Source organism: Pantoea piersonii (assembly GCF_003612015.1).
Classification (GTDB): Bacteria; Pseudomonadota; Gammaproteobacteria; order Enterobacterales; family Enterobacteriaceae; genus Pantoea; species Pantoea piersonii.
The window spans coordinates 269,357-293,975 of record NZ_RARB01000002.1 but is presented as its reverse complement, the minus strand read 5'-3'; the positions used below and the strand labels follow the sequence as shown (position 1 = coordinate 293,975).

The window sequence follows — 24,619 nt, the reverse complement described above, 5'->3', positions numbered from 1 at the left end:
GAACACTCAGCGTTTTTTCGCCCAGGGCGCAAACCAGCCGAGGCCGTCCAGCGTGTTGCCGCGCGGGATATATTCGCAGCCGATCCAGCCGTCGTAGCCCACCTCATCCAGCAGCGTAAACAGCCAGGGATAGTTGATCTCCCCTTCATCCGGCTCATGGCGGTCCGGCGCGGACGCGATCTGGATATGGCGGTAGCGACCGAGGTTCTCACGGATCAGACGGCTGAGATTGCCGTCCACAAGCTGCGCGTGGAACAGATCGAGCTGGGTAAAGACGTTGGGGCGATCGATGCGCGCCGCCATCTCCAGCGTCTGGTACTGACTGGCATAGAGATAGTTCGGTTTAGTGACCGGATTGAGCGCTTCCAGCAGCAGGTTAATGCCGTGGGGCGCGAAGCGCTCCGCCGCATAGTGCATATTGCGCACAAAGGTGTCGGCGTATGCCGCGCGATCCGCGCCCGGCGGTACCGTCGCCGCCATGATATGCACCTGCGGCACCTCAAGCGCCAGCGCATACTCCAGCGCGCGGTCGATATCAGCGCGCGCTTCCGCTTCGCGGCCGGGAATCGCCGATACGCCCCACTCGCCCGCCGCCACGTTGCCCGGCGCGGTGTTGAACAGCACCAGCTTCAGATGGTTTTCATCCAGCAGCTGCTTCAGCTGCGCCGCCGGATAGTCGTAGGGAAAGAGAAACTCCACCGCGTCGAAACCGGCCTGCGCCGCGGCGGCGAAGCGCTCGGTAAAAGGAACTTCATTGAACTGGGTGGATAAGTTTGCGGCAAACTTCGGCATTATCGACTCCTTAATTCCGCCACTTCGCTCGCGCTAAGGTAGCGAATGGCGCGGTCGCCCAGGGTAAACATCAGTCGGGCGGTCTCTTCCAGCTCTTCAGTATTGTCTGCGGCTTCGCGCAGCGATTTACCCACCACAACCGGCCCATGGTTCGCCAGCAGAAAGGCGCGATACTGGCCCGCCAGCCGCGACAGATCGTCCGCCAGTCGTTGATCGCCGGGTTTGTAGTAAGGCACTACCGGCACGTCGCCAACGCGCATTACCACGTAGGGCGTGAACGGACGGATACAGTTTTGCGTATCCAGCCCCTCAAGACAGGAGAGCGCGGTCAGGTAGTGGCTGTGCAGATGTACCACCGCTTTGCATTCGGGATCCCTGGCGTAGAGCGCGCGGTGAAAGGCGATCTCTTTGGAGGGCTTATCACCGGAGAGCCACTCCCCTGCCAGCGTCACTTTCGACAGGCGATCGGCCTCCAGCTCGCCGAGGCAGGAGCCGGTCGGCGTCGCCAGCAGGTTGCCATCATCCAGCAGCAGAGAAAGATTGCCCGCAGAGCCGGTGGCGTAGCCGCGGGCGAAAAAGGAGGCGCCCAGCTTCACCATCTCTTCGCGGGCCTGTTGTTCAGTCATATGCAAACTCCGTTTGTGCGCGGCGGAAAAAGTGTTCGTCGCCGAAATTGCCGGACTTCAGCGCCAGCGACAACGGCTGATGGATATCGCGGACCCAGGGTACGCCGGGTGAAATCGTCGGCCCGATATGAAACGCCGTGACGCCGAGGCTCTGTGCCACTACGCCGGAGGTTTCGCCGCCCGCCACGATAAAGCGCTGCCAGCCGCGCGCCTTGAGTTCGCGCGTTACGGCGGCAAAGAGCTGTTCCACCGCCTCGCTGCTGCGCTGCGCGCCATACTCGTGCTGAATCGCCTGCAGCTGCTGCGCGTCGGCGGTGGCGTAGAGCAGCGGTGCCAGCGGCTGGTCGCTGTGGGTGACCACCCAGTCGCACAGCGTTTGTGCGTAGGCCTCGACGTTATCCAGACAGCGCGCGACTTCAACCTCGCGCGCCGGCGCCTGCTGACGGTAGGCGCTGACCTGGAGATTGGTCATCTGCGAACAGGAGCCGGAGATCACCACGGCGCGTTCGCCCTGCGGACGCCCTGCGTTTTCCGCGTCGGCGCGGTCGCTGTCGGCCGTCGCCCACTGGCGCGCCAGACCGATAGCCAGTCCCGAGCCGCCGGTAACCAGACGCATGTCGCGCAGGGCTTCGCCCTGCGTCAGCAAATGCTGCTCATGGAGCGCATCCAGCACCACATAGTTAACGCCTTGCGCTTTCAGCTCGCTCAGCCCGTCGCGCACCGCCTGCGCGCCCTGGTCGAGCAGCGGCGCGGCGATAAGGCCCGCTTTGCCAGCCGCCTGACGTTCCATCAGACGCAGCAGATTGCTGTCGCGCATCGGCGTCACCGGATGGTGGCGCATACCTGAGTCGCTCAGCAACTGCTCACCGACGAACAGATGACCGAGATAGACGGTACGGCCATTGACCGGCAGCGCCGGAGAGATCGCCGTCTGAGTTTCGCCCAATGCTGCCAGCAGCGCGTCGGTTACCGGACCGATATTGCCCTGCTCGGTGCTGTCGAAGGTCGAGCAGTACTTGAAGTAAAAGCGATCGCAGCCCTGCTCCTGTAGCCAGCGCAGCGCGGCCAGCGACTGGGCGATCGCCTGCTCCGCCGGGCAGGAACGTGACTTCAGGCTGATGACGATCGCCTGCGCGGTCAGCGCGTCATGCTGCTGCGGCACGCCGTTAAACTGGATGGTGGGCAGCCCGTTCTGCACCAGAAAACTGGCGATGTCGGTAGCGCCGGTAAAATCGTCGGCGATGATGCCTAAACGCGTCATGCTCACTCCTTCGCCTGCGCCAGCTGAATGCCGCTGAAAATTTTAATCACGGCGCTGTCATCTTCACGGCCGTAACCAGCGTTGCTGGCTTCCGTAAACATATTGAGCGCCGTGGAGGCGAGCGGCAGCGGGAAGTGCAGCGATTTGGCAGTATCCGCCACCAGGCTAAGATCTTTGACGAAAATATCGACGGCGGATTTCGGGCTGTAGTCGCCGTCCACCACGTGTCGCATGCGGTTCTCAAACATCCAGGAGTTACCCGCCGCGTTGGTCACCACGTCATACATAGTCTCCAGCGGGATGCCGGCGCGCGCCGCCAGCGCCATCGCTTCGGCGCCAACGGCGATATGCACCCCCGCCAGCAGCTGATGAATAATTTTAACGGTCGAACCGAGGCCGATTTCGCTGCCGATGCGGTAGACTTTCGCCGCTACCGCATCCAGCACCGGCTGCAGGCGCTCAAACGCCGCGTCGCTGCCGGACGCCATAACCGTCATTTCGCCCGTGGCCGCTTTCGCCGCGCCGCCGGAGACCGGCGCGTCCAGCATCAGCAGCTGGTGCTGCGCCAGCTGCTGCTCGATCTGCTGCGCATCCTGGGCGGAGATAGTGGACGAGACCATAACCACGGTGCCGGGCTTCAGCTTCGCCGCCAGGCCGTTTTCGCCGAACAGAATGGCGTTAACCTGTGCGGCATTGACCACCAGCAGCAGCACCGCGTCCAGCTGTTCGACAAACCCGTCGGCCGAGGTTTGCGCGTCGCGCGCACCAGCCTGCCGCAGCGTGTCCAGCGCGGCGGGATTAAGATCCACGCCCCAGGTATTCAGCCCGGCGCGAATACAGGAAGTCGCCGCGCCCATTCCCATTGAACCTAAACCGATAACACAGACGTTTGAGAGTGGCACCGTAATCCTCCGCTGTTAATTTAAGTGATTATTTGTTGAATGTTGTTAATTCTGGCAGGATCACTGGTGGATAAACGTGCTATGCGTCACATATTTTCACTAACCAGACTAGAATTGAACATTTCTTCACAATCCACTCATCTTTATGATATTTAGGGATTTTAACAGGTTGTCCACGCTTTCAACGCGGCAAAAATTTTCATTCGACTGGCAAAGCAAATGCTTTAAACTGTGAAAAATTGATAAGCAAGGAGTGCAAAAGATGATACCGATTGAACGCCATCAGCAGATTCTGGCGCTGGTCGCCGAACGCGGCGTGGTGAGCATTGCCGAACTGACGGAGCGGCTCGGCGTATCGCATATGACCATTCGCCGGGATGTGCAGAAGCTGGAAGAGCAAGGCGCGGTGCTGTCGGTTTCCGGCGGCGTGCGTTCGGCCGACCGGCTGGCGGCGGAGCCGTCGCATCAGACGAAGACTACGCTTTACAACGCCGAGAAGAACGCTATCGGCCGCTATGCCGCCCAGCATATTCCGCGCAACAGCTGCATCTATCTGGATGCAGGCACCACCACGCTGGCGCTGGCACGCGAGCTGCTGGACCGCGAGGATCTGCTGGTGGTCACCAATGACTTTATGGTGACCAACCTGCTGATGGAGGCGAGCGACTGCCGGGTGATCCATACCGGCGGCACGGTTTGCCGCGACAACCGCTCCTGCGTGGGCGAAAGCGCGGCGCGCAGCCTGCGCCATCTGGCGATCGATATCGCCTTTATCTCCGCCTCCTGCTGGGGCCCGCGCGGGCTGTTTACGCCCGATGAAGATAAGGTCACGGTGAAACAGACGGTAAGCGACGTCAGCAGCAAGCGCGTACTGCTGAGCGACAGTTCAAAGTACAACAAGATCGCCACCTTTCTGGCGCTGCCGCTGCGCTGCTTCGACAGCATCATTACCGATACGCAGCTTAGCGCCGCCGCACGCAGCGCGCTGAGCGAGGGGAGCTGGGAGCTGGTGCTGGCGGAATAGCGGCGCGCTAAATCCCCTCGAACCTCAGCGCTGCAATAAAAACGTCATCCTGCGGAGTTACCGTCAAAACCGGCAAGGTAATTCTCTGAATAACAGGATAAAAACATGAAATTACGTTTTACGTTTATCGCTGCGGCGCTACTGCTGGCGCAGCAGGCGCAGGCAACCACGCTACCGCAGGCGGCGGCACTGGCGCGCACCACTACCCCCGAATCGAATAGCCCGGCTTTTAACGCGCTGGAGCAGCAGATCCTGCAGGCGGAACGTCAGGCATTGCAGAATGGCGCGCCGACGCTGACGCGCGACGCGCTGGAAAAGGCGAAGCAAACTCACGCGCAGGCGGACAGCGCCTGGCTCAAGGCGAGCGGCTACGACTTTCAGGTAAAAGCTAACCAGCAGGCGGGCAGCGCCCTGCTCTCCAGCTTTACGGCGCTGCCGAAAACGGCACTGGATGCTAACCGCGCCACGGTTGCGGAAATTAACCTTAACGCCACCCAGGGCGCGCGACACCAGGCGCTGGCCGACGCGGAAGGCATCAGCTATCTCTATTTCACCGCTGACGCGCTCGGCCCGCGCCTCGGCAAAGCCTTTCTGGCCGCCTACGATAAAGGCGAGCTGAGCAAAGCGGCGGCGCTGATTAAAGCGACCGAGATCAGCACCAGCGCGGCGAAAAAACACTTTAACTATCCGCGCCCCTTCCTGGCGGCGGACAATACCATCCATCTGGTGCCAGACGATGTGGTGGTAAAAGATGGTAAACCCTACACCGCCGACGGCGGATCCTTTCCCAGCGGGCATACCAGTACGGGCGTAACTGACTCGCTGCTGCTGGCGCAGATGATCCCGGAGCGTTTTCAGGCGTTGCTGGTGCGCGGCGCGCGCTATGGCTACTCCCGTATCGTGCTTGGCGTGCACTACCCGCTCGACGTGATGGGTTCACGCATGGTGGCCGAGCGCAACGTGGCGCACTTTCTTAACGATCCAGCCTATCGCAGGCTGTTCAGCGAGGCGCGCGACCAGCTGCGCAGCGCGCTGGAGAAAGAGTGCGGCACTTCGCTGGCGGTATGCGCGCAAACCGTAAAAGGCGATGACAACTATCAGGATCCGGCAATGAAGACGTTCTACCGCTTCACTATGACCTATAACCTGCCGCGACAGCACGTTCAGGCGCACGCGCTCAGCGTGCCACAGGGAGCGGAGGTGCTGCTGGAGTCGGCACTGCCGCAGCTTTCGGCGGCGCAGCGTCGCGCATTGATGGAGAAGACGGCGCTGCCGGCAGGCTATCCGCTGTCGGGCAACACGCCAGAGCAGCAGTTCTGGCAGCGGCTGGATCTCAGCGCGGCCTTCGCGCAGGCGGGACATCGCGGATAAAAAAAGGGTGAGGCCTGCGCCTCACCCTTTTTAACCATCAGCGGATTAGACTTCTTCGCTGTACTGCGGCACCGGATTGCGGAAGCTGCGGGTAACAAACGCGAGGTAAACAATCCCCACGGCGGCCCAAATCAGGCCCAGCACCATCGAACTCTCTTCCAGGTTAATCCAGAGCGCGCCAACCGTCAGCGCGCCGAGCACCGGCAGCACCAGATAGTTAATGTGGTCGCGCAGCGTGCGGTTACGCTTCTCACGGATCCAGAACTGAGCGATCACCGACAGGTTAACAAAGGTAAACGCCACCAGCGCGCCGAAGTTAACCAGCGCCGTCGCCGTCACCAGATCGAAACGAATCGCCATCAGCGCAACGGCACCGACCAGCAGCACGTTCAGCGACGGTGTGCGCCACTTCGGATGGATATAGCCGAAGAAACGCTCCGGGAAGACGCCGTCGCGGCCCATCACATACATCAGACGCGAAACGCCCGCGTGCGCCGCCATACCTGACGCCAGCACGGTCACCACTGAGAAGATCAGAATGCCGAACTGCAGCACATGGCCAGCAACGTACAGCATGATCTCAGGCTGTGACGAATCCGGATCTTTAAAGCGCGAGATATCCGGGAAGTAAAGCTGCAGGAAGTATGAGGCCACGATAAAGATCAGACCGCCGATCAGCGCCGTCAGGAAAATCGCGCGCGGAATGGTGCGTTCTGCATCTTTCGTCTCTTCCGACAGCGAGCTGATGCCGTCAAAGCCAAGGAACGAGAAACAGAGAATTGTCGCGCCGGTAATCATCGGCACCACATGGGCGTCAGCGGACCAGAACGGCTGCGAACTGGTGAGCGTCCCCGCGCCTTCGCCGTGCGCCACGCCGTAAATGACCATGCCGGTGATACCGATCATCACCACAACCTGCAACACAACGATAACGCTGTTGAAGTTCGCCACGGTTTTAATGCCGCGCAGGTTGGACATCGTCATAAACGCCACCAGCAGCACCACGAAAATCCACGACGGAATGCCGGGCACCAGCGCTTCGAAATAGTTTTTCGCCAGCAGGATATTGATCATCGGCATGAACAGGTAGTCCAGCAGAGATGACCAGCCGACCATAAAGCCGACGTGCGGACTGATCGCCTTTTGAGCGTAGGTATAAGCGGAGCCCGCAGATGGGAAGCGGCGTACCAGCTTACCGTAGCTTACGGCGGTAAACAGAATCGCAATCAGCGCAAAGGCGTAGGCGGTGGCGACGTGACCGCTGGTCAGACCCGAGACGATACCGAAGGTATCAAACAGGGTCATCGGCTGCATGTAGGCGAGGCCAATCATGACGACCGGAAGCAGGGTCAGAGATTTTTTCAGGTGCGCACGCTGTGGTGCTGAGGTATCAAGCGACATGTTTCAGACCTCCCTGAGCTGCAACCTGACTGGATTGCATCACGGGAGCAAGGAAGGCGGCGTTATGAGCCAGCGCGGCGCCGTAGTCATCACGGAAACGAGAGCCAGCGCGGGCCGGCTGAATGAAAAACATCCCCATCTTTGTATCCTCAGGTCGTACGCTTGCGCGTTTTTTAACGAGTATCTATCCGGGCGCGCCCGGCCTCATGCGAATCGGCTAAGTACATGCAAAAAAAATAACCGAGGCTCTTAAAAGCATCGGTTATATTCGGATTTTTGCAGGCCGCGTATTTTGCCCCAAAACGCAGGAAAAACACAAGACCCGCTAATAAGTATAGCGACTTTTTTCTCAGGCGTTTTTTAACATCCAGTCTATCTCCGTGGCGGTGACCAGTCGCTCGAACTGCATCATCTCGTGGTGCTTACAGCTGTGCCACACCGCGCCGAAACGCTCGCCCAGCAGTTTTTGCAGCGGATAGCTGCTTTCAAATTCACAGAGCGCCTCGCTCTGACGCACCGGCAGCGGAATGCCCTCCGCCTCGTGGCCGTTGCCCTGTACCGGCTGGGGCAGCGGCAGCGCGGTATCCAGCCCGTGCAGAATGCCCGCCAGAATCGCCGACATCACCAGGTAAGGATTGGCGTCTGCGCCCGCGACGCGATACTCCACGCGGTGATTTTCCACGTCGCCGCAGGGAATGCGCAGCGCCACGGTGCGGTTGTTATGTCCCCAGGAGGCCCGTAGCGGCACATAGGCTTCTGGCACGAAGCGGCGATAAGCGTTGACGTTGGGTGCCAGCAGCGCCATCGACGCCGGCATCAGATCGAGCATGCCCGCCAGCGCGCGCTTTAACAGCGGCGAGTCGCTGCCGTCGTCAGTAGCGAAGGCGTTATGATCGGCGGCGTCCAGCATGCTGATATGCACATGCATGCCGCTACCCGCATACTCTTCATAGGGTTTAGCCATAAAGGTCGCGGTCATGCCGTGGTTCTCCGCTACCTGACGGATCAGCCTTTTAAGCTGTACCGCATGGTCGCAGGCGCTCAGCACATCGCGGGTGTGACGCAGGTTGATTTCAAACTGGCCTGGCGAGGCTTCCGCCAGCGCGCCGTCGGCGGGGATATTTTGCTGACGCGCCAGCGCGTCGATATCGCGCAGGACTGCGCCAAAGTGATCCAGGTTATCGACGGAGTAAACCTGGCTCTGCATATTGCGTTCGCTGCTGCCCGGCGCGCACGGCGGCTGAATATAGCCTTCGGCGTCGCGCGCCTTGTCTACCAGATAGAACTCCAGCTCTACCGCTACCACCGGAAACAGCCCTCGATTGCGCAGCTGCTGCCACAGTCGGTTAAGGACATTGCGGGGTTCAACGTCAAAGGGAGTGCCATCTTGGTTGCACATGGTCAACAGCAGTTGGGCGATGTGTTCAGGATCGGAAGCAGAGGGAACTAAGGTGCCGGGAACCGGCATACAGAGGTTGTCAGGTTCGCCGAGAGATTGTCCGAGGCCGGCTTCTTCGACGGTATTACCGAGGATATCCATGGCGAAAACCGAGGCCGGGAAATAACACCCTTTTTCCAGTTTCGCCAGCGCGGCGACCGGGATGCGCTTACCGCGAAAGACGCCATTTAAATCATTTAATAAGATATCGACATACTGCGTTTCAGGATGGCGTTCCAGCCAGGTTTTCACCTCAAGCTGGAACGCGCTGGTTCGTCTCTCTTCACTGTGACGCGTGAAGTCTTCAACTTCCACGAGGTTCGTCATGTCCCACCCGCCTTCTACCGTTAGTTGGTTTGCGCAATGCTCAAAATAACAGCCACTCTTCTAACATAGCGCCAACACAAAAAGTGTGCAAATGTAACAAAACTGTTTGAGAAACAAACAGTGCGTTGCTAGATTGGAAAAATATTGCACACTTTTACCCTTTGCGTGCTCGATCGGTGAATTTTTTGAACAGCGAGTCGAGGAATGAGATGGGCATTATTTTTAACAACCCCTTGATCGGCGTAGCGATGTGCCAGATCGATAATGGCGGCCATCCCACGCAGTCGGTGCATAACAAATACCTGACGGCGATAACCCAGGCGGGCGGCGTGCCCCTTGCCCTGCCTCATCAGCTCTGCGCGACGCCTTCTCTGCTGGAACAGGCGCTGGCGGCGCTCGACGGCGTCCTGCTGACCGGCAGCCCAAGCAATATCGAACCCTGGCAGTATGGCGAAGCGGGTAAAGAGGCGCATGCCGATCCCGGCCGCGACCGGCTCGCCTTCGCCATTATTACCTGGGCCACCAGCCGCGGGATGCCGCTGTTTGGCATCTGTCGCGGCATGCAGGAGCTGGTCGTGGCCAACGGCGGCGCGCTGTGGCGCGATCTCGACCAGCTAAAATCAGGTCTGACGCACCATGAAGAGGCGACGCAGCCGTTAAACGTACAGTACGCGCCGACGCATGACGTTTTTCCCGAAGCGGATGGGCTACTGACGAGGCTGCTGGGGAGCGACGCGCCGCTGGCGGTTAATTCACTGCATCATCAGGGCATCCGCGAGACAGGCCCGCAGCTGCGCATTGAGGCGCGCGCGCCGGATGGCCTGATCGAAGCGGTCAGCCTGCGCCGCCATCCCTTTGCCCTCGCGGTGCAGTGGCATCCTGAATGGCAGCCGGAACATAACGACGCCTCGCGCGCGATTTTCGCGGGGTTTATTCACGCCGCACAGCACTATCACAAGGAAAAAACACCATGAACGATGCCGCTCTGGCACCCGGACGACGTTTATCGCAAATCCGGCAAGAGTTGGGATTGTCTCAGCGCCGCGCCGCTGAACTGTCAGGCTTAACCCACAGCGCAATCAGCACCATCGAGCAGGACAAGGTTAGCCCGGCGGTCAGCACGCTGCAGAAACTATTAAAAGTTTATGGGCTGTCGCTGTCGGAGTTCTTTTCCGAGCCTAAGGGGTATGACACGCCGAAGGTGATTGTCCGCCAGGAGGATCTGGTAGAGATCGGCAGTCAGGGCGTGTCGCTGAAGCTGGTAGACAACGGGCAGGCGCAGCGGTCAATCGGCATGCTGCTGGAGACCTATCAGCCCGGCGCCAGCACCGGGGAAAAGCTGCGTCATCCAGGGGAAGAGACCGGCACGCTGCTGGAGGGAGAAATCACCCTGGTGGTTAACGGACAACCTTACCACCTTAACGCGGGCGAAAGTTACGTGATCGATACCGGGCTGCCGCACAGCTTTACCAATCTCTCCGCGCAGCCCTGCCGTATCGTCAGCGCCCATACGCCCGCCAATTTCTGACGCATCCGCACGCAGGAGGTTGTGATGCAACACGTTGAAAGCTACTACGCGGCGTCCGCCAACGATCATGCGCCTTGGCCGATGCTGCAGGAGAGTATCCAGTGTGACGTCTGTATTATCGGCGCAGGTTTTACCGGTCTTTCCGCCGCGCTCTACCTGACTGAGGCGGGCTACGACGTCGTGGTGCTGGAGGCGGCGCGCGTCGGCTTCGGCGCCAGCGGCCGCAACGGCGGGCAGGTGGTGAACTCCTACAGCCGCGATGTAGACGTGATCGAGCAGCGCTACGGCAAAGAGAGCGCGCGTATGCTCGGCAGCATGATGTTTGAGGGCGCCGAAATTATTCGCGACCGCATCGACCGCTACGCCATCGCCTGCGACTACCGGCCCGGCAATATTTTCGCCGCGCTCAACCTGCGCCAGATGAACCATCTGCGCCACCAGCAGCGGCTGTGGGAAAAGTATGGCAATCGCGATCTGGAACTGCTGGACGAGCGCGGTATCCGGCGCGAAATCGCGACCGACCGTTATGTCGGCGGTCTGCTGGATCGGCGCGGCGGCCATCTGCATCCGCTTAACCTGGCGCTGGGCGAAGCCGAAGCGATCCGTCGTCACGGCGGGCGCATCTATGAAGGCTCGGCGGCGACGGCGCTGAAGTATGGCGCGCCGAATCGGATCACCACCGCCCACGGCGAGGTGAGCGCGACCTTCGTGATTTTCGCGGGGAATGCTTATCTGCCTTCGCAGCTGGAGCCGCGTCTGACGCGGAAAAGCATGGCATGCGGCTCGCAAATCATCACCAGTGAGCCACTGAGTCGCGATCGGGCGCTGGCGCTGCTGCCGAACAATCACTGCGTCGAGGACTGCAACTATCTGCTCGATTATTTCCGGCTGACGGCCGATAACCGGCTGCTTTATGGCGGCGGCGTCGTCTATGGCGCGCGCGATCCGGGTGATATCGACGCGCTGATCCGTCCCAAGCTGCTGCGTACCTTCCCACAGCTGCGCGATATCGCCTTCAGCTATCGCTGGAGCGGCAACTTCCTGCTCACCCTCTCCAGGCTGCCGCAGTTTGGGCGGCTGGAACACAACGTTTACTTTATGCAGGGAGACAGCGGCCACGGCGTTACCTGTACCCATCTCGCCGGGAAGCTGATTTGCGAAGCGCTGCGCGGCGATGCGGAACGCTTCGACGCTTTTGCGAAGCTGCCGCACCTGCCCTTTCCTGGCGGACGGCGCTTTAAGGTGCCGCTGACCGCAATGGGTGCCGCCTGGTATGCGCTGCGCGATCGGCTCGGCGTGTGAGAGGCAGAGATTACGCCAGCGGCATTTTCGCCGGATCGTCGTAGCTGTACTCAAACCCCAGCTCGTTGCAGATACGCGAGCCGTCAATCAGCTTGCCGGTCTCGCCGGATGGCGAAGGTAAAAAGGTCGGCGGCGTCAGGCCCAGCTGGCGCGATACCGCCGGGTAAAAGGCGTCGCGCGACGGGTGTTTCGGCGCGCAGAGGTTATAGACCCGCCCGCCTTTCGGCGTCTGCAGCAGCAGCGTAATCGCGCTTACAACATCGTCCAGATGCACCAGATTCACGCCGTGGGAGCCGTTACTCAGCCCGGTTTTCCCTGCCAGAAAACGGCCCGGATGGCGACTCGGCCCTACCAGACCGGCAAGACGCAGAATATCGACCTGGGTGCCGGGCAGATCGTGCAGCCAGCTTTCCAGTTCCGCCAGCGTCTTGCCCGCCACCGTTTCCGGCTGCAGCGCGCTGTTCTCTTTCATTACGCCGTTGCCGCTGCCGTAGACCGAAGTCGAACTGGTGAAGATAATGCGCGGCACCTGGTTCGCCAGCGCGCTGTTCACTACGTTCTGCACCGCCTGCATATAGCTCTCGCCCCCTTCCGCCGTACGGCTGGCGGGCAAGGTGACCACCAGCGCGTCGACGCTGAACAGCATGGCGAGATCCTCGGCATCGCACTCTGTTTCCGGCGTCAGCCGCAGCTGCACCGCGTCAATGCCGCAGCGTCGCGCCGCCTCAACGCCGTCCGGCGTGGTTTTACTGCCGGTGACCTGCCAGCCGCGCGCCGCCAGCGCGAGCGCGAGCGGCATGCCCAGCCATCCCAGACCGATAATTGCGACCTTCTTCATATTCTCTCCTGCGCTTGCCTCACTGCTGTTCATCTTAGTGCGCGGCGCTGCCGAACCGCAAAGATTAAAAAAGGGTTGCGCATCGCAGCTATCTTCGCTAGGTTAATCAGCACGCAAATGAATACTCATTCAGCAACGGAATTTATTATGACACGCGTTCAGTTCAACCATCATCACCACCATCACCCTGACTAGTCTTTCAGGCGATGTGTGCTGGGAGACATTCAGATCTTCCAGTGGTGCGAACGCAAAGAGAACCCCCGGAAGATCGTCTTCCGGGGGTTTTTTTATGGGCTGACGCAATACCTTTTCAGACAGGAATGAAAAAGAGGACGGGACCGATGTTAGATAACAAGCGCATTCGCATAGCTATGCAAAAATCTGGTCGTTTAAGCGATGACTCACGCGAACTGCTGGCGCGCTGCGGCATTAAAATCAACCTGCAGCAGCAGCGCCTGATCGCCTTCGCAGAGAACATGCCGATCGATATTCTGCGCGTGCGCGATGACGATATTCCCGGTCTGGTGATGGATGGCGTGGTCGATCTCGGCATCATTGGCGAAAACGTGCTGGAAGAGGAGCTGCTGACGCGCCGCGCGCAGGGCGACGACCCGCGCTATTTTACCCTGCGTCGCCTGGACTTCGGCGGCTGCCGCCTGTCGCTGGCGATGCCGGTAGATGAAGAGTACACCGGCCCGCAGTGTCTGAATAATGCCCGCATCGCCACCTCTTATCCTCACCTGCTGAAACAGTATCTCGACAAAAAAGGCCTCAATTTCAAACCCTGCATGCTGAATGGCTCGGTGGAAGTCGCGCCGCGCGCCGGACTGGCGGACGCGATTTGCGACTTAGTGTCAACCGGCGCCACGCTGGAAGCCAACGGCCTGCGTGAAGTTGAAGTGATCTACCGCTCAAAGGCGGTGCTGATCCAGCGCGACGGCGAAATGGCTCCAGAGAAGCAGGAGCTGATCGATAAGCTGATGACCCGTATTCAGGGCGTTATCAAGGCGCGCGAATCCAAATACATCATGATGCACGCGCCGAGCGAGCGTCTGGAAGAGGTGATCCAGCTGCTGCCCGGTGCCGAGCGTCCGACCGTACTGCCGCTGGCGGGCGATCAGAGCCGCGTGGCAATGCACATGGTCAGCAGCGAAACGCTGTTCTGGGAAACCATGGAAAAACTGAAAGCGCTGGGCGCCAGCTCGATTCTGGTGCTGCCGATTGAAAAGATGATGGAGTAAGCCATGTCCTTTATGACCCCCGTCGAATGGCAGCAGTGCAGCGAGGAAGAGCAGCAGGCGCTGCTGCAGCGTCCGGCTATCGCCGCTTCCGACGCCATCAGCGCCACGGTGCGCGATGTGCTGGAGCAGGTAAAAAGCAACGGCGACGCGGCGCTGCGCGAGTTCAGCGCGCGCTTCGACAAGGCGCAGGTGGAGGCGCTGCGCGTCACGCCCGACCAGATAGCGGCCGCCGGTGCGCGCCTGAGCGACGCCCTTAAACAGGCGATGGCCGCCGCCGTCGCCAATATCGAAACCTTCCACAACGCACAGAAGCTGGCGGCCGTGGATATCGAGACCCAGCCCGGCGTGCGCTGCCAGCAGATCACCCGTCCGGTGCGCTCGGTCGGCCTCTATATTCCCGGCGGCTCCGCCCCGCTCTTCTCTACCGTACTGATGCTGGCGACCCCGGCGCGCATCGCTGGCTGCAGCCGCGTGGCGCTCTGCTCGCCGCCGCCGATCGCCGATGAGATCCTCTATGCAGCGCAGCTCTGCGGCGTTGAAGAGGTATTTCAGGTCGGCGGCGCGCAGGCGATCGCCGCGCTCGCCTTCGGCACCGAGAGCGTGCCGAAAGTAGACAAAATTTTTGGACCGGGCAACGCCTGGGTCACCGAAGCGAAACGCCAGGTGAGCCAGCGTCTCGACGGCGCGGCGATCGATATGCCCGCCGGCCCGTCGGAAGTGCTGGTTATTGCCGATGAAGGTGCAACGCCCGACTTTGTCGCTTCCGATCTGCTGTCGCAGGCGGAACACGGCCCCGACTCCCAGGTAATTCTGCTGACGCCATCGCTGACGCTGGCCCAGAACGTCGCTGAAGCAGTCGAGGCGCAGCTGCAGGCCCTGCCGCGCGCTGCAACCGCGCGTCAGGCGCTGGCGAGCAGCCGTCTCATCGTCACACGCGATCTGGCGGAGTGCGTGGCGATCTCTAACCAGTACGGCCCGGAGCATCTGATTATTCAGACGCGCCAGCCGCGCGATCTGGTAGACGCCATTACCAGCGCCGGTTCGGTGTTTCTTGGCGACTGGTCGCCGGAGTCGGCGGGCGATTACGCTTCCGGCACCAACCATGTGCTGCCGACGTATGGCTACACCGCCACCAGCTCCAGCCTCGGCCTGGCCGATTTTCAGAAGCGCATGACGGTGCAGGAGCTGACGCCGCAGGGCTTCCTGAATCTCGCTGCTACGATTGAAACCCTGGCCGCCGCTGAGCAGCTTGAGGCCCATAAAAACGCCGTTACCCTGCGCGTTGCCGCGCTGAATAAGGAGCAGGCATGAGCCGGAATATTGAAGAGCTGGCGCGCGATAACGTGCGCGCCCTGACGCCCTACCAGTCCGCGCGCCGCCTGGGCGGCAACGGCGACGTCTGGCTCAACGCCAACGAATTTCCGCTGCCGGTGGAATTTGAGCTGTCGCAGCAGACGCTGAACCGCTACCCGGAATGTCAGCCGAAGCTTGTGATTGAGCGCTACGCCGCCTACGCGGGGCTGACGCCGGAACAGGTGCTGGTGAGCCGCGGCGCGGACGAAGGCATCGAACTGGTGATGCGCGCCTTCTGCGAGCCGGGCAAAGACGCGATTCTCTTCTGCCCGCCGACCTACGGCATGTACAGCGTCAGTGCGGAAACCATCGGCATTGCGTACCGCACCGTACCCGCGCTGGAGAACTGGCAGCTTAATCTGCCCGCCATCGCGGAACAGCTCGACGGCGTGAAAGTGGTCTATATGTGCAGCCCCAACAACCCGACCGGCAACCTGATCAACCCGGACGACATCCGCGCGCTGCTGGAGATGACCGCAGGAAAGGCGCTGGTGGTGGCCGATGAAGCCTATATTGAATTCTGTCCGCAGGCGACGCTGAGCGGCTGGCTGAAGGATTACCCGCACCTGGTGATCCTGCGCACGCTGTCAAAGGCCTTTGCGCTGGCCGGTCTGCGCTGCGGCTTTACCCTGGCGAACCCGCCGGTCATCGACCTGCTGATGAAGGTGATCGCGCCCTACCCGCTGGCGACGCCGGTCGCCGACGTCGCTGGTCAGGCGCTGAGCGACCAGGGCATCGCGCTGATGCGCCAGCACGTCGCCGAGCTGAACGCCAGCCGCGCCTGGCTGCTGGAGCAGCTCTCCCGGCTCAGCATCGTGCAGCAGGTCTTTCCGAGCGAAACCAACTATATTCTGGCGCGCTTCGACAATTCGCCTGCGGTGTTTAAATCCCTGTGGGATCAGGGCATTATTCTGCGCGACCAGAACAAAAATCCGGGCCTTGCGGGATGTCTGCGCATCTCAATCGGCACGCGTAAAGAGTGCGAGCGCCTGATCGCCGCGTTACAGGCTTTATCTGTGGAGAGAGCATGAGTCAGAAGACCCTTTTTATCGATCGCGACGGCACCCTTATCGTCGAGCCGCCTGAGGATTTTCAGGTGGATCGCCTGGAGAAGCTGGCGTTTGAAGCCAACGTCATCCCGGCGCTGCTGGCTTTGCAGAGCGCCGGTTACCGGCTGGTGATGATCACCAATCAGGACGGGCTGGGCACCAGCAGCTTTCCGCAGGCGGATTTCGACGGCCCGCATAACCTGATGATGCAGGTGCTCAGCTCGCAGGGCATCCACTTTGACGACGTGCTGATCTGTCCGCACAAGCCGGAAGATAACTGCGACTGCCGCAAGCCGAAGACCAAAATGGTCGAGGCGTGGCTGGCGGAAGGCGCTATCGACGTGGCAAACAGCTATGTTATCGGCGACCGGCTGACCGATATCCAGCTGGCGCAGAATATGGGCATCCAGGGCATCCGCTTCGGCCGTGACGGCGAGGACTGGAACGCTATCCAGGCGCGGCTGACCCGACGCGACCGCCATGCGCTGGTTAACCGCAACACCAAAGAGACGCAGATTCAGGTCGAGGTCTGGCTGGACCGCGAAGGCGGCAGCAAAATCAACACCGGCGTCGGCTTCTTCGACCATATGCTGGACCAGATTGCGGTGCACGGCGGCTTCCGCATGAATATCGAAGTGAAAGGCGATCTTTATATCGACGATCACCACACCATTGAAGATACCGGGCTGGCGCTCGGCGAGGCGCTGCTGAAGGCGCTGGGCGACAAGCGCGGCATCGGCCGTTTCGGCTTCGTGCTGCCGATGGATGAGTGTCTGGCGCGCTGCGCGCTCGATATCTCCGGCCGCCCGCACCTCGAATTCAAGGCGGAGTTCAGCTATCAGCGCGTCGGCGATATGAGCACCGAGATGGTGGAGCACTTCTTCAGCTCGCTCTCCTACGCCATGATGAGCACCCTGCACCTTAAAACCAAGGGCAAGAACGATCACCACCGCGTGGAGAGCCTGTTTAAAGCCTTCGGCCGCACGCTGCGCCAGGCGATCCGCGTTGAGGGCAACACCCTGCCCAGCTCGAAAGGAGTGCTGTAATGAACGTGGTGATCCTCGATACCGGCTGCGCCAACCTCTCGTCGGTCAAGTGGGCGGTGGAGCGTCTTGGCTACACGCCTGACGTCAGCCGCGACCCTGACGTGGTGCTGCGCGCCGACAAACTGTTTCTGCCGGGCGTCGGCACCGCGCAGGCGGCAATGAACCAGCTGGAAGAGCGCGACCTTGTGGATCTGATCAAAGCCTGCACCCAGCCGGTGCTGGGCATCTGCCTCGGCATGCAGCTGCTGGGCAGCAGCAGCGAGGAGAACGGCGGCATCAATACCCTCGGCATTATCGACGCGGCCTGCGGGCTGATGGATACCCAGGGCCTGCCGCTGCCGCATATGGGCTGGAACCAGATTATCGCTCAGGCGGGCAATCACCTGTTTCGCGGCATCGATGAAGAGAGCTACTTCTACTTCGTGCACAGCTACGCCATGCCGGTGAACGCCAGCACCATCGCCCAGTGCGATTACGGCCAGCCCTTCACCGCAGCGGTGCAGAAAGATAACTTCTTTGGCGTGCAGTTCCACCCCGAGCGCTCCGGCAAAGCGGGCGCGCAGCTGCTGAAAAACTTCCTGGAGATGTAATGATTATCCCCGCGTTAGATTTAATTGACGGCAAAGTGGTGCGTCTGCATCAGGGCGATTATGGCCAGCAGCGCGATTACGGCAGCGATCCGCTGCCGCGCCTGCAGGAGTATGCCAGCCAGGGCGCGACGGTGCTGCATCTGGTAGACCTGACCGGCGCAAAGGATCCGGCACAGCGCCAGATCCCGCTGCTGCAAACGCTGCTTAACGGCGTTGAGGCGATCGTGCAGGTCGGCGGCGGCATTCGCACGCGCAACGACGTCAGGGCGCTGCTGGATGCCGGCGCCAGCCGCGTCGTGGTCGGCTCCACGGCGGTGAAAGAGCCGGAGGAAGTGAAAAAGTGGTTTAGCGAATTTGGCCCCGAGGCGATCGTGCTGGCGCTGGATGTGCGCATCGACGCGGCGAACCGTAAAGAGGTCGCCATCAGCGGCTGGCAGGAAGCGGCGGGCGTCACGCTGGAAGAGGTTATCGCGCAGTTTGCGCCGGTGGGCCTGAAGCATGTGCTCTGCACCGATATTTCGCGCGACGGCACCCTGAGCGGCTCTAACGTCGCGCTCTATCAGGAAGTGACCGCGCGCTATCCCGATATTGCGTTTCAGTCTTCCGGCGGCATCGGCGGCATTGAGGATATCGCAGCGCTGCGCGGCAGCGGCGTCAAGGGCGTGATTGTCGGACGCGCCTTACTGGAAGGTAAATTCACGGTTTCGGAGGCTATCGCATGCTGGCAAAACGCATAATTCCCTGTCTTGACGTGCGCGACGGTCAGGTCGTCAAAGGCGTCCAGTTCCGCAACCATGAGATCATCGGCGATATCGTGCCGCTGGCGCAGCGCTACGCGCAGGAAGGCGCGGACGAGCTGGTCTTCTACGATATTACCGCCTCCAGCGACGGCCGCGTGGTCGACAAAAGCTGGGTGTCGCGCGTAGCGGAAGTGATCGATATTCCTTTCTGTGTGGCAGGCGGCATTAAAAGCGAGCAGGACGCGGCGCGCATTCTGGAATTCGGTGCCGACAAAATCTCTGTTAACTCACCTGCGCTGGCCGATCCTTCGCTCATCACCCGCCTGGCGGATCGCTTCGGCGTGCAGTGCATCGTGGTGGGAATTGATACCTGGTTCGACGAGGCAAGCGGCAAATATCATGTAAATCAGTATACCGGCGACGAAGCGCGCACGCGCGTGACCCAGTGGGAAACTCTGGAGTGGGTGCAGGAGGTGCAAAAGCGGGGCGCAGGCGAAATCGTACTGAACATGATGAACCAGGATGGCGTACGCAACGGCTACGATCTGGTGCAGCTGAAAAAAGTACGCGACGTCTGCAACGTGCCGCTGATCGCCTCCGGCGGCGCAGGCACCATGCAGCACTTCCTTGACGCTTTTGAACAGGCGAACGTCGACGGCGCGCTGGCCGCCTCGGTGTTCCACAAGCAAATTATCAATATTGGCGAGCTGAAGAGCTTTCTGAAAGAAAACGGAGTGGAGATTCGCGCGTGTTAACTGAAGAGCAACTGGCCCGCCTCGACTGGGCCAAAACTGAGGGCATGATGCCCGTTATCGTGCAGCACAACGTTTCCGGCGAAGTGCTGATGCACGGCTATATGAATCAGGACGCGCTGGCGAAAACCCTCAGCGAAGGCAACGTCACCTTTTTCTCACGTACCAAACAGCGTCTCTGGACCAAAGGCGAAAGCTCCGGCCATTTCCTTAAGGTAGTGAGCATCACGCCGGACTGCGACAACGACACATTGCTGGTGCTGGCCGATCCTGTCGGCCCGACCTGTCACCGCGGCACCTCAAGCTGCTTCTCGCCCGCTACGCCCGACTGGGCCTTTCTCTATCAGCTTGAGCAGCTGCTGGCGTCGCGCAAAAGCGCCGATCCCGCCAGCTCCTACACCGCGCAGCTCTATGCCAGCGGCACCAAGCGTATCGCGCAGAAAGTGGGTGAAGAAGGCGTCGAGACCGCGCTGGCAGCGACGGTTAACGACCGCCACGAGCTGACTAACGAGGCTTCTGACCTGCTCTATCACCTGCTGGTGCTGCTACAGGACCAGGATCTCGACCTCAGCACCGTCATTAATAATCTGCGCGCGCGTCATAAGTAGCCAGGTTACGTTGCTCAAGACCGGGAAAGGCACCGGGCCTTGAGCAACACCGAGCGTATTTTTTCTCAGGAACCGCGATGACAACCCATGAAAAACTGCTCGCCCTGCTGGATCGGCATCAGGCGCGCTATCGGCTGATTACGCATGAAGCGACCGGTAAATGCGAGGCGGTGGCGGCGATCCGCGGCACGGCGGTGGGCCAGGGGGCAAAAGCGCTGGTGTGCCACGTCAAAGGCAACGGTGTCAAACAGCACGTGCTGGCGGTGCTGCCTGCAGATCAGCAGGCAGATTTAACCAGAGTGGCGGAGGCGGTTGCCGGTCGGCGTGCCTCGCTCGCCAGCCCGGCGGAAGTGGATGCGCTGACCGGCTGTGTGTTCGGCGCTATTCCGCCCTTCTCTTTTCATCCCGATCTAAAGCTGGTAGTCGATCCGCTGCTGTTCGAGCGTTTTGAGGAGATCGCCTTTAACGCCGGTCGGCTGGACAGGTCGGTTATAGTCAATACCGACGATTATCGCCGCCTCTGTAATGCTAACGTAGTGAAAATAATCCAGTAATTGTCATCGTGATAGCGGGCAGGTACTCTCCTTAATTCAACATCACGATAAAAGAAGATTAAATGGCTATTTACACTCCCTCACGTCTGCGCGCTGCGCTGATGACCGCCCTGCTGGCAGGCTGCGCCTTTGGCGCGCAGGCGAAAATCGAACAGGTCCGCTTCGCGGTTGATCCGACCTATCCTCCGTTTGAGTCCAAAACCCCGCAGGGCAAGCTGGTCGGCTTCGATATCGATCTGGGCAATGCGCTGTGCCAGCAGATGCAGGCAAAATGCGTCTGGGTGGAAAGTCAGTTCGACGGCATGATCCCGGCGCTCAAAGCGCGTAAGTTCGACGCCATCCTGTCAGATATGGGCATTACCGAAGAGCGTCTGAAGCAGATCGACTTTACCGTACCGCTCTATGACACCCATACCCAGCTGATTGCGCGTAAAGGTTCCGGCCTGCTGCCAACCGCCGAGTCGCTGAAGGGTAAAACCGTCGGCGTGGAGCAAGGCACAGTGCAGGAGCGTTACGCACGCGCCAAATGGCAGCCGTACGGCGTGAACGTCGTGCCCTATGGCGATCAGGCACAGGTAGAGAGCGACCTTATCTCTGGCCGTCTGGATGTGGTATTTACCGATGCAGCGCAGGCGGCGAATGGCTTCCTGAAACACCCGCAGGGCAAAGATTTCGAACTGGCCGGCCCGATTGTACAGGATCCGATTATCGGTCCGGGAACCGCGATTGGCCTGCGTAAAGGCGATACCGAACTGAAAACCGCGATGGATAACGCCTTCGCCGAAATCAAAAAGAACGGCACCTTCGACAAGATCCAAAAGCAGTACTTCGCTACTGACATTTCTGTCCAGCCGTAACCCTGAGGCGACGCAACTGGTCGCCCGCTTTAATTCGGCACTATACTTTTCTTCATTTCCAGGGCGCAGCTGCGCCCCTTCTAAATGACAGGATACTCAGCGCCTCATGCATCAACAACATCATCCTCTTCTTAGCGCCTCGCTGGGCACTCAGCGCGAAATCGTCAGCTTCCACTTCGGCGAAGAAAAACATAAACAGGTTTATATCCAGGCGTCGCTGCACGGCGATGAGATCCCCGGTATGGCGGTCGCCTGGTTTCTCAAGCAGAAGCTGGCGGCGCTGGAGTCCGCTGGCAGGCTGCGTGCGAGCTTTACGCTGGTGCCGGTGGCGAACCCGCTGGCGCTGAGCCAGCACTGGAACGGCACGCATCTGGGACGTTTTCACTGCGAGTCTGGTCAGGACTTCAACCGTCGCTTCCCCGCGCTGGGCGAAAAGCTGGCGGCTGAGCTGGCCGGCTCGCTGTCGCCGAACGAAGGCGACAACAAGCGGCTGATCCGCGATGCGATCGATCGCCACTATCGCGATGTAATTGCCAAAAACGAACTGGAGGCGCAGCGGTTTACCCTGATGCGCATGGCGAGCCAGGCGGATCTGATGATTGATTTGCACTGCGACTGGGAAGCGCTGCCCCATCTCTACACCACGCCGCATGCCTGGCCCGATATCGAGCCGCTGGCGCGCTGGCTGGGCAGCGAGGTGCAGCTGCTGGCGCAGGTTTCAGGCGGGGAACCCTTCGATGAAGCCTGCTGCGAGCCCTGGCTGACGCTGGCGGAGCGTTTTGGCGACAGCTATCCAATGCCGCGCGGCCTGCTGCCGGTGACGCTTGAGCTGCGCGGGGTACGTGATGTCGATCCTGACCAGGCGGAGCATGACGCGGATGCAATTATCGCTGCGCTGCGCGAAGGTGGTTATATCGTGGCTGAAGAGACCCTGATATCAGCAGAAGTGGCCGCCCCGGTGATTGGCGGCGATGAACTGGCGCTGGTGACGGCAAATGCTGACGACATTGCAGGTATGGCGGAGAGCAGCGCTGCGGCGAGCGCGCTGGAAGCGGTAGATATGCCGGAAGAGGTGAGCGTTATTAAGCAGCGTCACACTGAGGGCGCAGCCGCTGTCTCCCCTGCCCTTAAACATCCCGCAACGCCGCTGGCAGGCTGCGAATATATTTACTCGCCGGTATCGGGCCTGATCCTGCACCGTAAAAAGCTGGGCGCGCATATTCGTCCGGGTGAAGTAATCGCTGAGGTAGTCGATCCGATAACCGACAGCGTGACGCCGCTGGTGGCAGAGCATGGCGGCGTGCTCTATGCAAGGCACTGGGCGAAGTTCGCGACGGCGGGCATGCTGGTGGTCAGGCTGGCGGGAGATAAAGAGATTAGGAGCGGGGATTTGCTGGTGGGATAAAAAAAGGCTTCCTTATGGAAGCCTTTTTAATGATTAGTCCAGCCACTCGGTGTGGAACACACCTTCTTTATCGATGCGCTTATAAGTATGCGCGCCGAAGTAGTCACGCTGCGCCTGAATCAGGTTAGCGGGTAATACTTCTGAACGATAGCTGTCGTAGTAAGCGATAGCGGCAGAGAAAGTCGGTGTCGGGATACCGTTTTGTACTGCGTAAGCAACTACGTCGCGCAGCGCCTGCTGGTATTCGTCAGCGATATTCTTGAAGTAAGGTGCCAGCAGCAGGTTCGCGATATTGGCGTTTTCTGCATAGGCATCGGTGATCTTCTGCAGGAACTGTGCGCGGATGATGCAGCCAGCACGGAAGATTTTCGCGATTTCGCCGTAGTGCAGATCCCAGTTGTACTGCTCGGAAGCAGCACGCAGCTGTGAGAAGCCCTGCGCGTAAGAGACAATCTTGCCCAGGTAAAGCGCGCGACGCACTTTCTCGATAAATTCCGCTTTGTCACCGGTGAAAGCCTGCGCCTGCGGGCCGCTTAACACTTTAGATGCAGCTACACGCTGTGTCTTCAGAGAAGAGAGGTAGCGGGCAAATACGGATTCAGTAATCAGCGACAGCGGTTCGCCGAGATCCAGTGAGCTCTGGCTGGTCCATTTACCGGTACCTTTGTTAGCGGCTTCATCCAGGATGACGTCAACCAGGTAGTTACCTTCATCATCTTTCTTGGTGAAGATATCTTTGGTGATGTCGATCAGGTAGCTGCTCAGCTCGCCGTTATTCCACTCGGTGAAGGTTTTCGCCAGCTCTTCATTGCTCAGACCCAGCGCGCCTTTCAGCAGTGCATAGGCTTCAGCGATCAGCTGCATATCGCCATATTCGATGCCGTTATGCACCATCTTCACGTAGTGGCCAGCGCCGTCTGGACCGATATAGGTGACACAGGCTTCGCCGTCTTCAGCGCGGGCTGCGATTTTGTCCAGAATCGGCGCAACCAGCTCGTAAGCCTCTTTCTGGCCGCCAGGCATGATAGAAGGACCTTTCAGCGCGCCCTCTTCACCACCGGAAACACCGGTACCAATGAAGTTGAAGCCCTGCTCAGAGAGCTCTTTGTTACGACGAATGGTGTCTTTGTAGAAGGTGTTACCGCCGTCGATCAGGATGTCGCCTTTATCGAGATGCGGGGTCAGGGAAGCGATAGTTTTATCAGTTGCTTCGCCCGCCTGTACCATCAGCAGAATACGACGAGGTTTCTCAAGGGACTCTACAAACTCTTCGATCGTATAGTACGGAGCGAGCTTTTTACCTTGGTTCTCAGCGATAACTTCATCTGTTTTTTCGCGTGAACGGTTGAAGATAGAGACGGTGTAACCGCGGCTCTCAATGTTGAGAGCCAGGTTACGACCCATCACTGCCATACCTACAACGCCGATCTGTTGCTTGGACATTACATACTCCTGTCTGAAAGTCACTCACTGCACAATAAACGTGCCGTGAACAAATACGTCATTCATATTAACTCAGCTATTCAGGTTACGGTAGTTGTGATTAGTCCTGAAACAGGAATCAACTCAATTGGCACGGTAAGATAAAAAGCATAGCCCTACAAACGTCCAGAC

At 59.9% G+C, this 24,619-nt stretch carries 25 protein-coding genes and 1 other annotated feature; of the genes, 17 read left to right on the top strand and 8 right to left on the bottom strand.

Annotated elements, in window-relative coordinates; translation table 11 throughout:
* Positions 1–6: 6 nt before the first annotated feature.
* Genes D7S44_RS07115 through ltnD form a run of 4 tightly spaced genes read right to left on the bottom strand, consistent with a single transcriptional unit; the run spans position 7 to position 3,581 of the window.
* Entirely contained in the window at positions 7–792 is a 786-nt protein-coding gene (locus D7S44_RS07115; RefSeq protein WP_120453373.1) for an HPr family phosphocarrier protein, read from the bottom strand.
* The gene (otnC, locus tag D7S44_RS07110) at positions 792–1,418 is read right to left on the bottom strand and encodes a 3-oxo-tetronate 4-phosphate decarboxylase (RefSeq protein ID WP_120453371.1); all 627 of its coding nucleotides are present in this window, start codon (positions 1,416–1,418) and stop codon (positions 792–794) included. Before otnC ends, D7S44_RS07115 begins: the two co-directional genes overlap by 1 nt.
* Positions 1,411–2,679, bottom strand: coding sequence for a 3-oxo-tetronate kinase (gene otnK, locus D7S44_RS07105; RefSeq protein WP_120453369.1), 1,269 nt, complete (start codon positions 2,677–2,679; stop codon positions 1,411–1,413). The genes otnC and otnK overlap by 8 nt, the downstream gene beginning before the upstream one ends.
* Positions 2,680–2,681: 2 nt before the next feature.
* On the bottom strand, positions 2,682–3,581 hold the full coding sequence (gene ltnD, locus D7S44_RS07100) for an L-threonate dehydrogenase (protein ID WP_120453367.1): 900 nt from the start codon (positions 3,579–3,581) through the stop codon (positions 2,682–2,684).
* A 262-nt stretch (positions 3,582–3,843) separates the two neighbouring features.
* Between ltnD and ygbI the strand changes: the two genes are divergently transcribed.
* Positions 3,844–4,605, top strand: a complete 762-nt coding sequence (gene ygbI / locus D7S44_RS07095; protein WP_120453365.1) for a DNA-binding transcriptional repressor YgbI — start codon at positions 3,844–3,846, stop codon at positions 4,603–4,605.
* Between the two features lie 105 nt (positions 4,606–4,710).
* On the top strand, positions 4,711–5,976 hold the full coding sequence (locus tag D7S44_RS07090) for an acid phosphatase (protein ID WP_120453363.1): 1,266 nt from the start codon (positions 4,711–4,713) through the stop codon (positions 5,974–5,976).
* 45 nt (positions 5,977–6,021) lie between these two features.
* Here the strand turns inward: D7S44_RS07090 and D7S44_RS07085 are convergent, their stop codons facing one another.
* Together D7S44_RS07085 and D7S44_RS07080 are read right to left on the bottom strand one after the other, a co-directional pair.
* Entirely contained in the window at positions 6,022–7,377 is a 1,356-nt protein-coding gene (locus tag D7S44_RS07085) for an APC family permease (protein ID WP_033791508.1), read from the bottom strand.
* A 349-nt stretch (positions 7,378–7,726) separates the two neighbouring features.
* Entirely contained in the window at positions 7,727–9,142 is a 1,416-nt protein-coding gene (locus D7S44_RS07080; RefSeq protein WP_120453361.1) for a glutamine synthetase family protein, read from the bottom strand.
* A gap of 209 nt (positions 9,143–9,351) precedes the next feature.
* On the opposite strand from D7S44_RS07080, the gene puuD reads away from it, so the two are divergent.
* From puuD to D7S44_RS07065, 3 genes are read left to right on the top strand one after another with little or no spacing between them, the layout of a single operon-like run.
* The gene (puuD, locus tag D7S44_RS07075; RefSeq protein WP_120453359.1) at positions 9,352–10,116 is read left to right on the top strand and encodes a gamma-glutamyl-gamma-aminobutyrate hydrolase; all 765 of its coding nucleotides are present in this window, start codon (positions 9,352–9,354) and stop codon (positions 10,114–10,116) included.
* Positions 10,113–10,670, top strand: a complete 558-nt coding sequence (puuR, locus tag D7S44_RS07070) for an HTH-type transcriptional regulator PuuR (protein ID WP_120453357.1) — start codon at positions 10,113–10,115, stop codon at positions 10,668–10,670. The genes puuD and puuR overlap by 4 nt, the downstream gene beginning before the upstream one ends.
* A 24-nt stretch (positions 10,671–10,694) precedes the next feature.
* Positions 10,695–11,972 carry an NAD(P)/FAD-dependent oxidoreductase gene (locus tag D7S44_RS07065; RefSeq protein WP_120453355.1) on the top strand — a complete coding sequence of 426 codons (1,278 nt, stop codon included), beginning with the start codon at positions 10,695–10,697 and terminating at the stop codon, positions 11,970–11,972.
* Between the two features lie 10 nt (positions 11,973–11,982).
* On the opposite strand, the gene D7S44_RS07060 is transcribed toward D7S44_RS07065, so the two are convergent.
* Positions 11,983–12,810 carry an SDR family oxidoreductase gene (locus D7S44_RS07060; protein ID WP_120453354.1) on the bottom strand — a complete coding sequence of 276 codons (828 nt, stop codon included), beginning with the start codon at positions 12,808–12,810 and terminating at the stop codon, positions 11,983–11,985.
* A 147-nt stretch (positions 12,811–12,957) separates the two neighbouring features.
* Between D7S44_RS07060 and hisL the strand changes: the two genes are divergently transcribed.
* The 12 genes from hisL to D7S44_RS07000 all read left to right on the top strand — a co-directional run bounded on the left by hisL (position 12,958) and on the right by D7S44_RS07000 (position 23,005).
* Positions 12,958–13,005 (top strand): his operon leader peptide, encoded by a 48-nt coding sequence (gene hisL / locus D7S44_RS07055; RefSeq protein ID WP_100396937.1) that lies wholly within the window; start codon positions 12,958–12,960, stop codon positions 13,003–13,005.
* Positions 12,981–13,101 (top strand) — a sequence feature (His leader region). (Overlaps the previous gene by 25 nt.)
* 50 nt (positions 13,102–13,151) lie before the next feature.
* Complete coding sequence (hisG, locus tag D7S44_RS07050; protein WP_120453352.1) at positions 13,152–14,051, top strand: ATP phosphoribosyltransferase; 900 nt, start codon at positions 13,152–13,154, stop codon at positions 14,049–14,051.
* Between the two features lie 3 nt (positions 14,052–14,054).
* Positions 14,055–15,362: a histidinol dehydrogenase gene (gene hisD, locus D7S44_RS07045; protein WP_120453350.1), complete on the top strand. Its 1,308-nt coding sequence runs from the start codon at positions 14,055–14,057 to the stop codon at positions 15,360–15,362.
* Positions 15,359–16,435: a histidinol-phosphate transaminase gene (gene hisC, locus D7S44_RS07040; protein ID WP_120453348.1), complete on the top strand. Its 1,077-nt coding sequence runs from the start codon at positions 15,359–15,361 to the stop codon at positions 16,433–16,435. The genes hisD and hisC overlap by 4 nt, the downstream gene beginning before the upstream one ends.
* Positions 16,432–17,499: a bifunctional histidinol-phosphatase/imidazoleglycerol-phosphate dehydratase HisB gene (gene hisB / locus D7S44_RS07035; protein WP_120453347.1), complete on the top strand. Its 1,068-nt coding sequence runs from the start codon at positions 16,432–16,434 to the stop codon at positions 17,497–17,499. The genes hisC and hisB overlap by 4 nt, the downstream gene beginning before the upstream one ends.
* Positions 17,499–18,089, top strand: coding sequence for an imidazole glycerol phosphate synthase subunit HisH (hisH, locus tag D7S44_RS07030; protein ID WP_120453345.1), 591 nt, complete (start codon positions 17,499–17,501; stop codon positions 18,087–18,089). The genes hisB and hisH overlap by 1 nt, the downstream gene beginning before the upstream one ends.
* Entirely contained in the window at positions 18,089–18,826 is a 738-nt protein-coding gene (gene hisA, locus D7S44_RS07025) for a 1-(5-phosphoribosyl)-5-[(5-phosphoribosylamino)methylideneamino]imidazole-4-carboxamide isomerase (RefSeq protein WP_120453343.1), read from the top strand. Before hisH ends, hisA begins: the two co-directional genes overlap by 1 nt.
* Positions 18,808–19,584, top strand: a complete 777-nt coding sequence (gene hisF / locus D7S44_RS07020; protein ID WP_120453341.1) for an imidazole glycerol phosphate synthase subunit HisF — start codon at positions 18,808–18,810, stop codon at positions 19,582–19,584. Before hisA ends, hisF begins: the two co-directional genes overlap by 19 nt.
* Entirely contained in the window at positions 19,578–20,189 is a 612-nt protein-coding gene (hisIE, locus tag D7S44_RS07015; RefSeq protein WP_120453339.1) for a bifunctional phosphoribosyl-AMP cyclohydrolase/phosphoribosyl-ATP diphosphatase HisIE, read from the top strand. Before hisF ends, hisIE begins: the two co-directional genes overlap by 7 nt.
* 77 nt (positions 20,190–20,266) lie before the next feature.
* A complete protein-coding gene (locus D7S44_RS07010) occupies positions 20,267–20,743 on the top strand; it encodes a YbaK/prolyl-tRNA synthetase associated domain-containing protein (RefSeq protein ID WP_120453337.1) in 477 nt (158 codons plus the stop codon).
* A gap of 62 nt (positions 20,744–20,805) precedes the next feature.
* Positions 20,806–21,600, top strand: coding sequence for an ABC transporter substrate-binding protein (locus D7S44_RS07005; protein WP_120453335.1), 795 nt, complete (start codon positions 20,806–20,808; stop codon positions 21,598–21,600).
* Positions 21,601–21,706: 106 nt separating this feature from the next.
* Entirely contained in the window at positions 21,707–23,005 is a 1,299-nt protein-coding gene (locus D7S44_RS07000; protein WP_120453333.1) for a succinylglutamate desuccinylase/aspartoacylase family protein, read from the top strand.
* A gap of 33 nt (positions 23,006–23,038) precedes the next feature.
* Here D7S44_RS07000 and gndA read toward each other — a convergent pair whose 3' ends face one another.
* Positions 23,039–24,448: an NADP-dependent phosphogluconate dehydrogenase gene (gene gndA / locus D7S44_RS06995; protein WP_120453331.1), complete on the bottom strand. Its 1,410-nt coding sequence runs from the start codon at positions 24,446–24,448 to the stop codon at positions 23,039–23,041.
* Positions 24,449–24,619 lie beyond the last annotated feature (171 nt).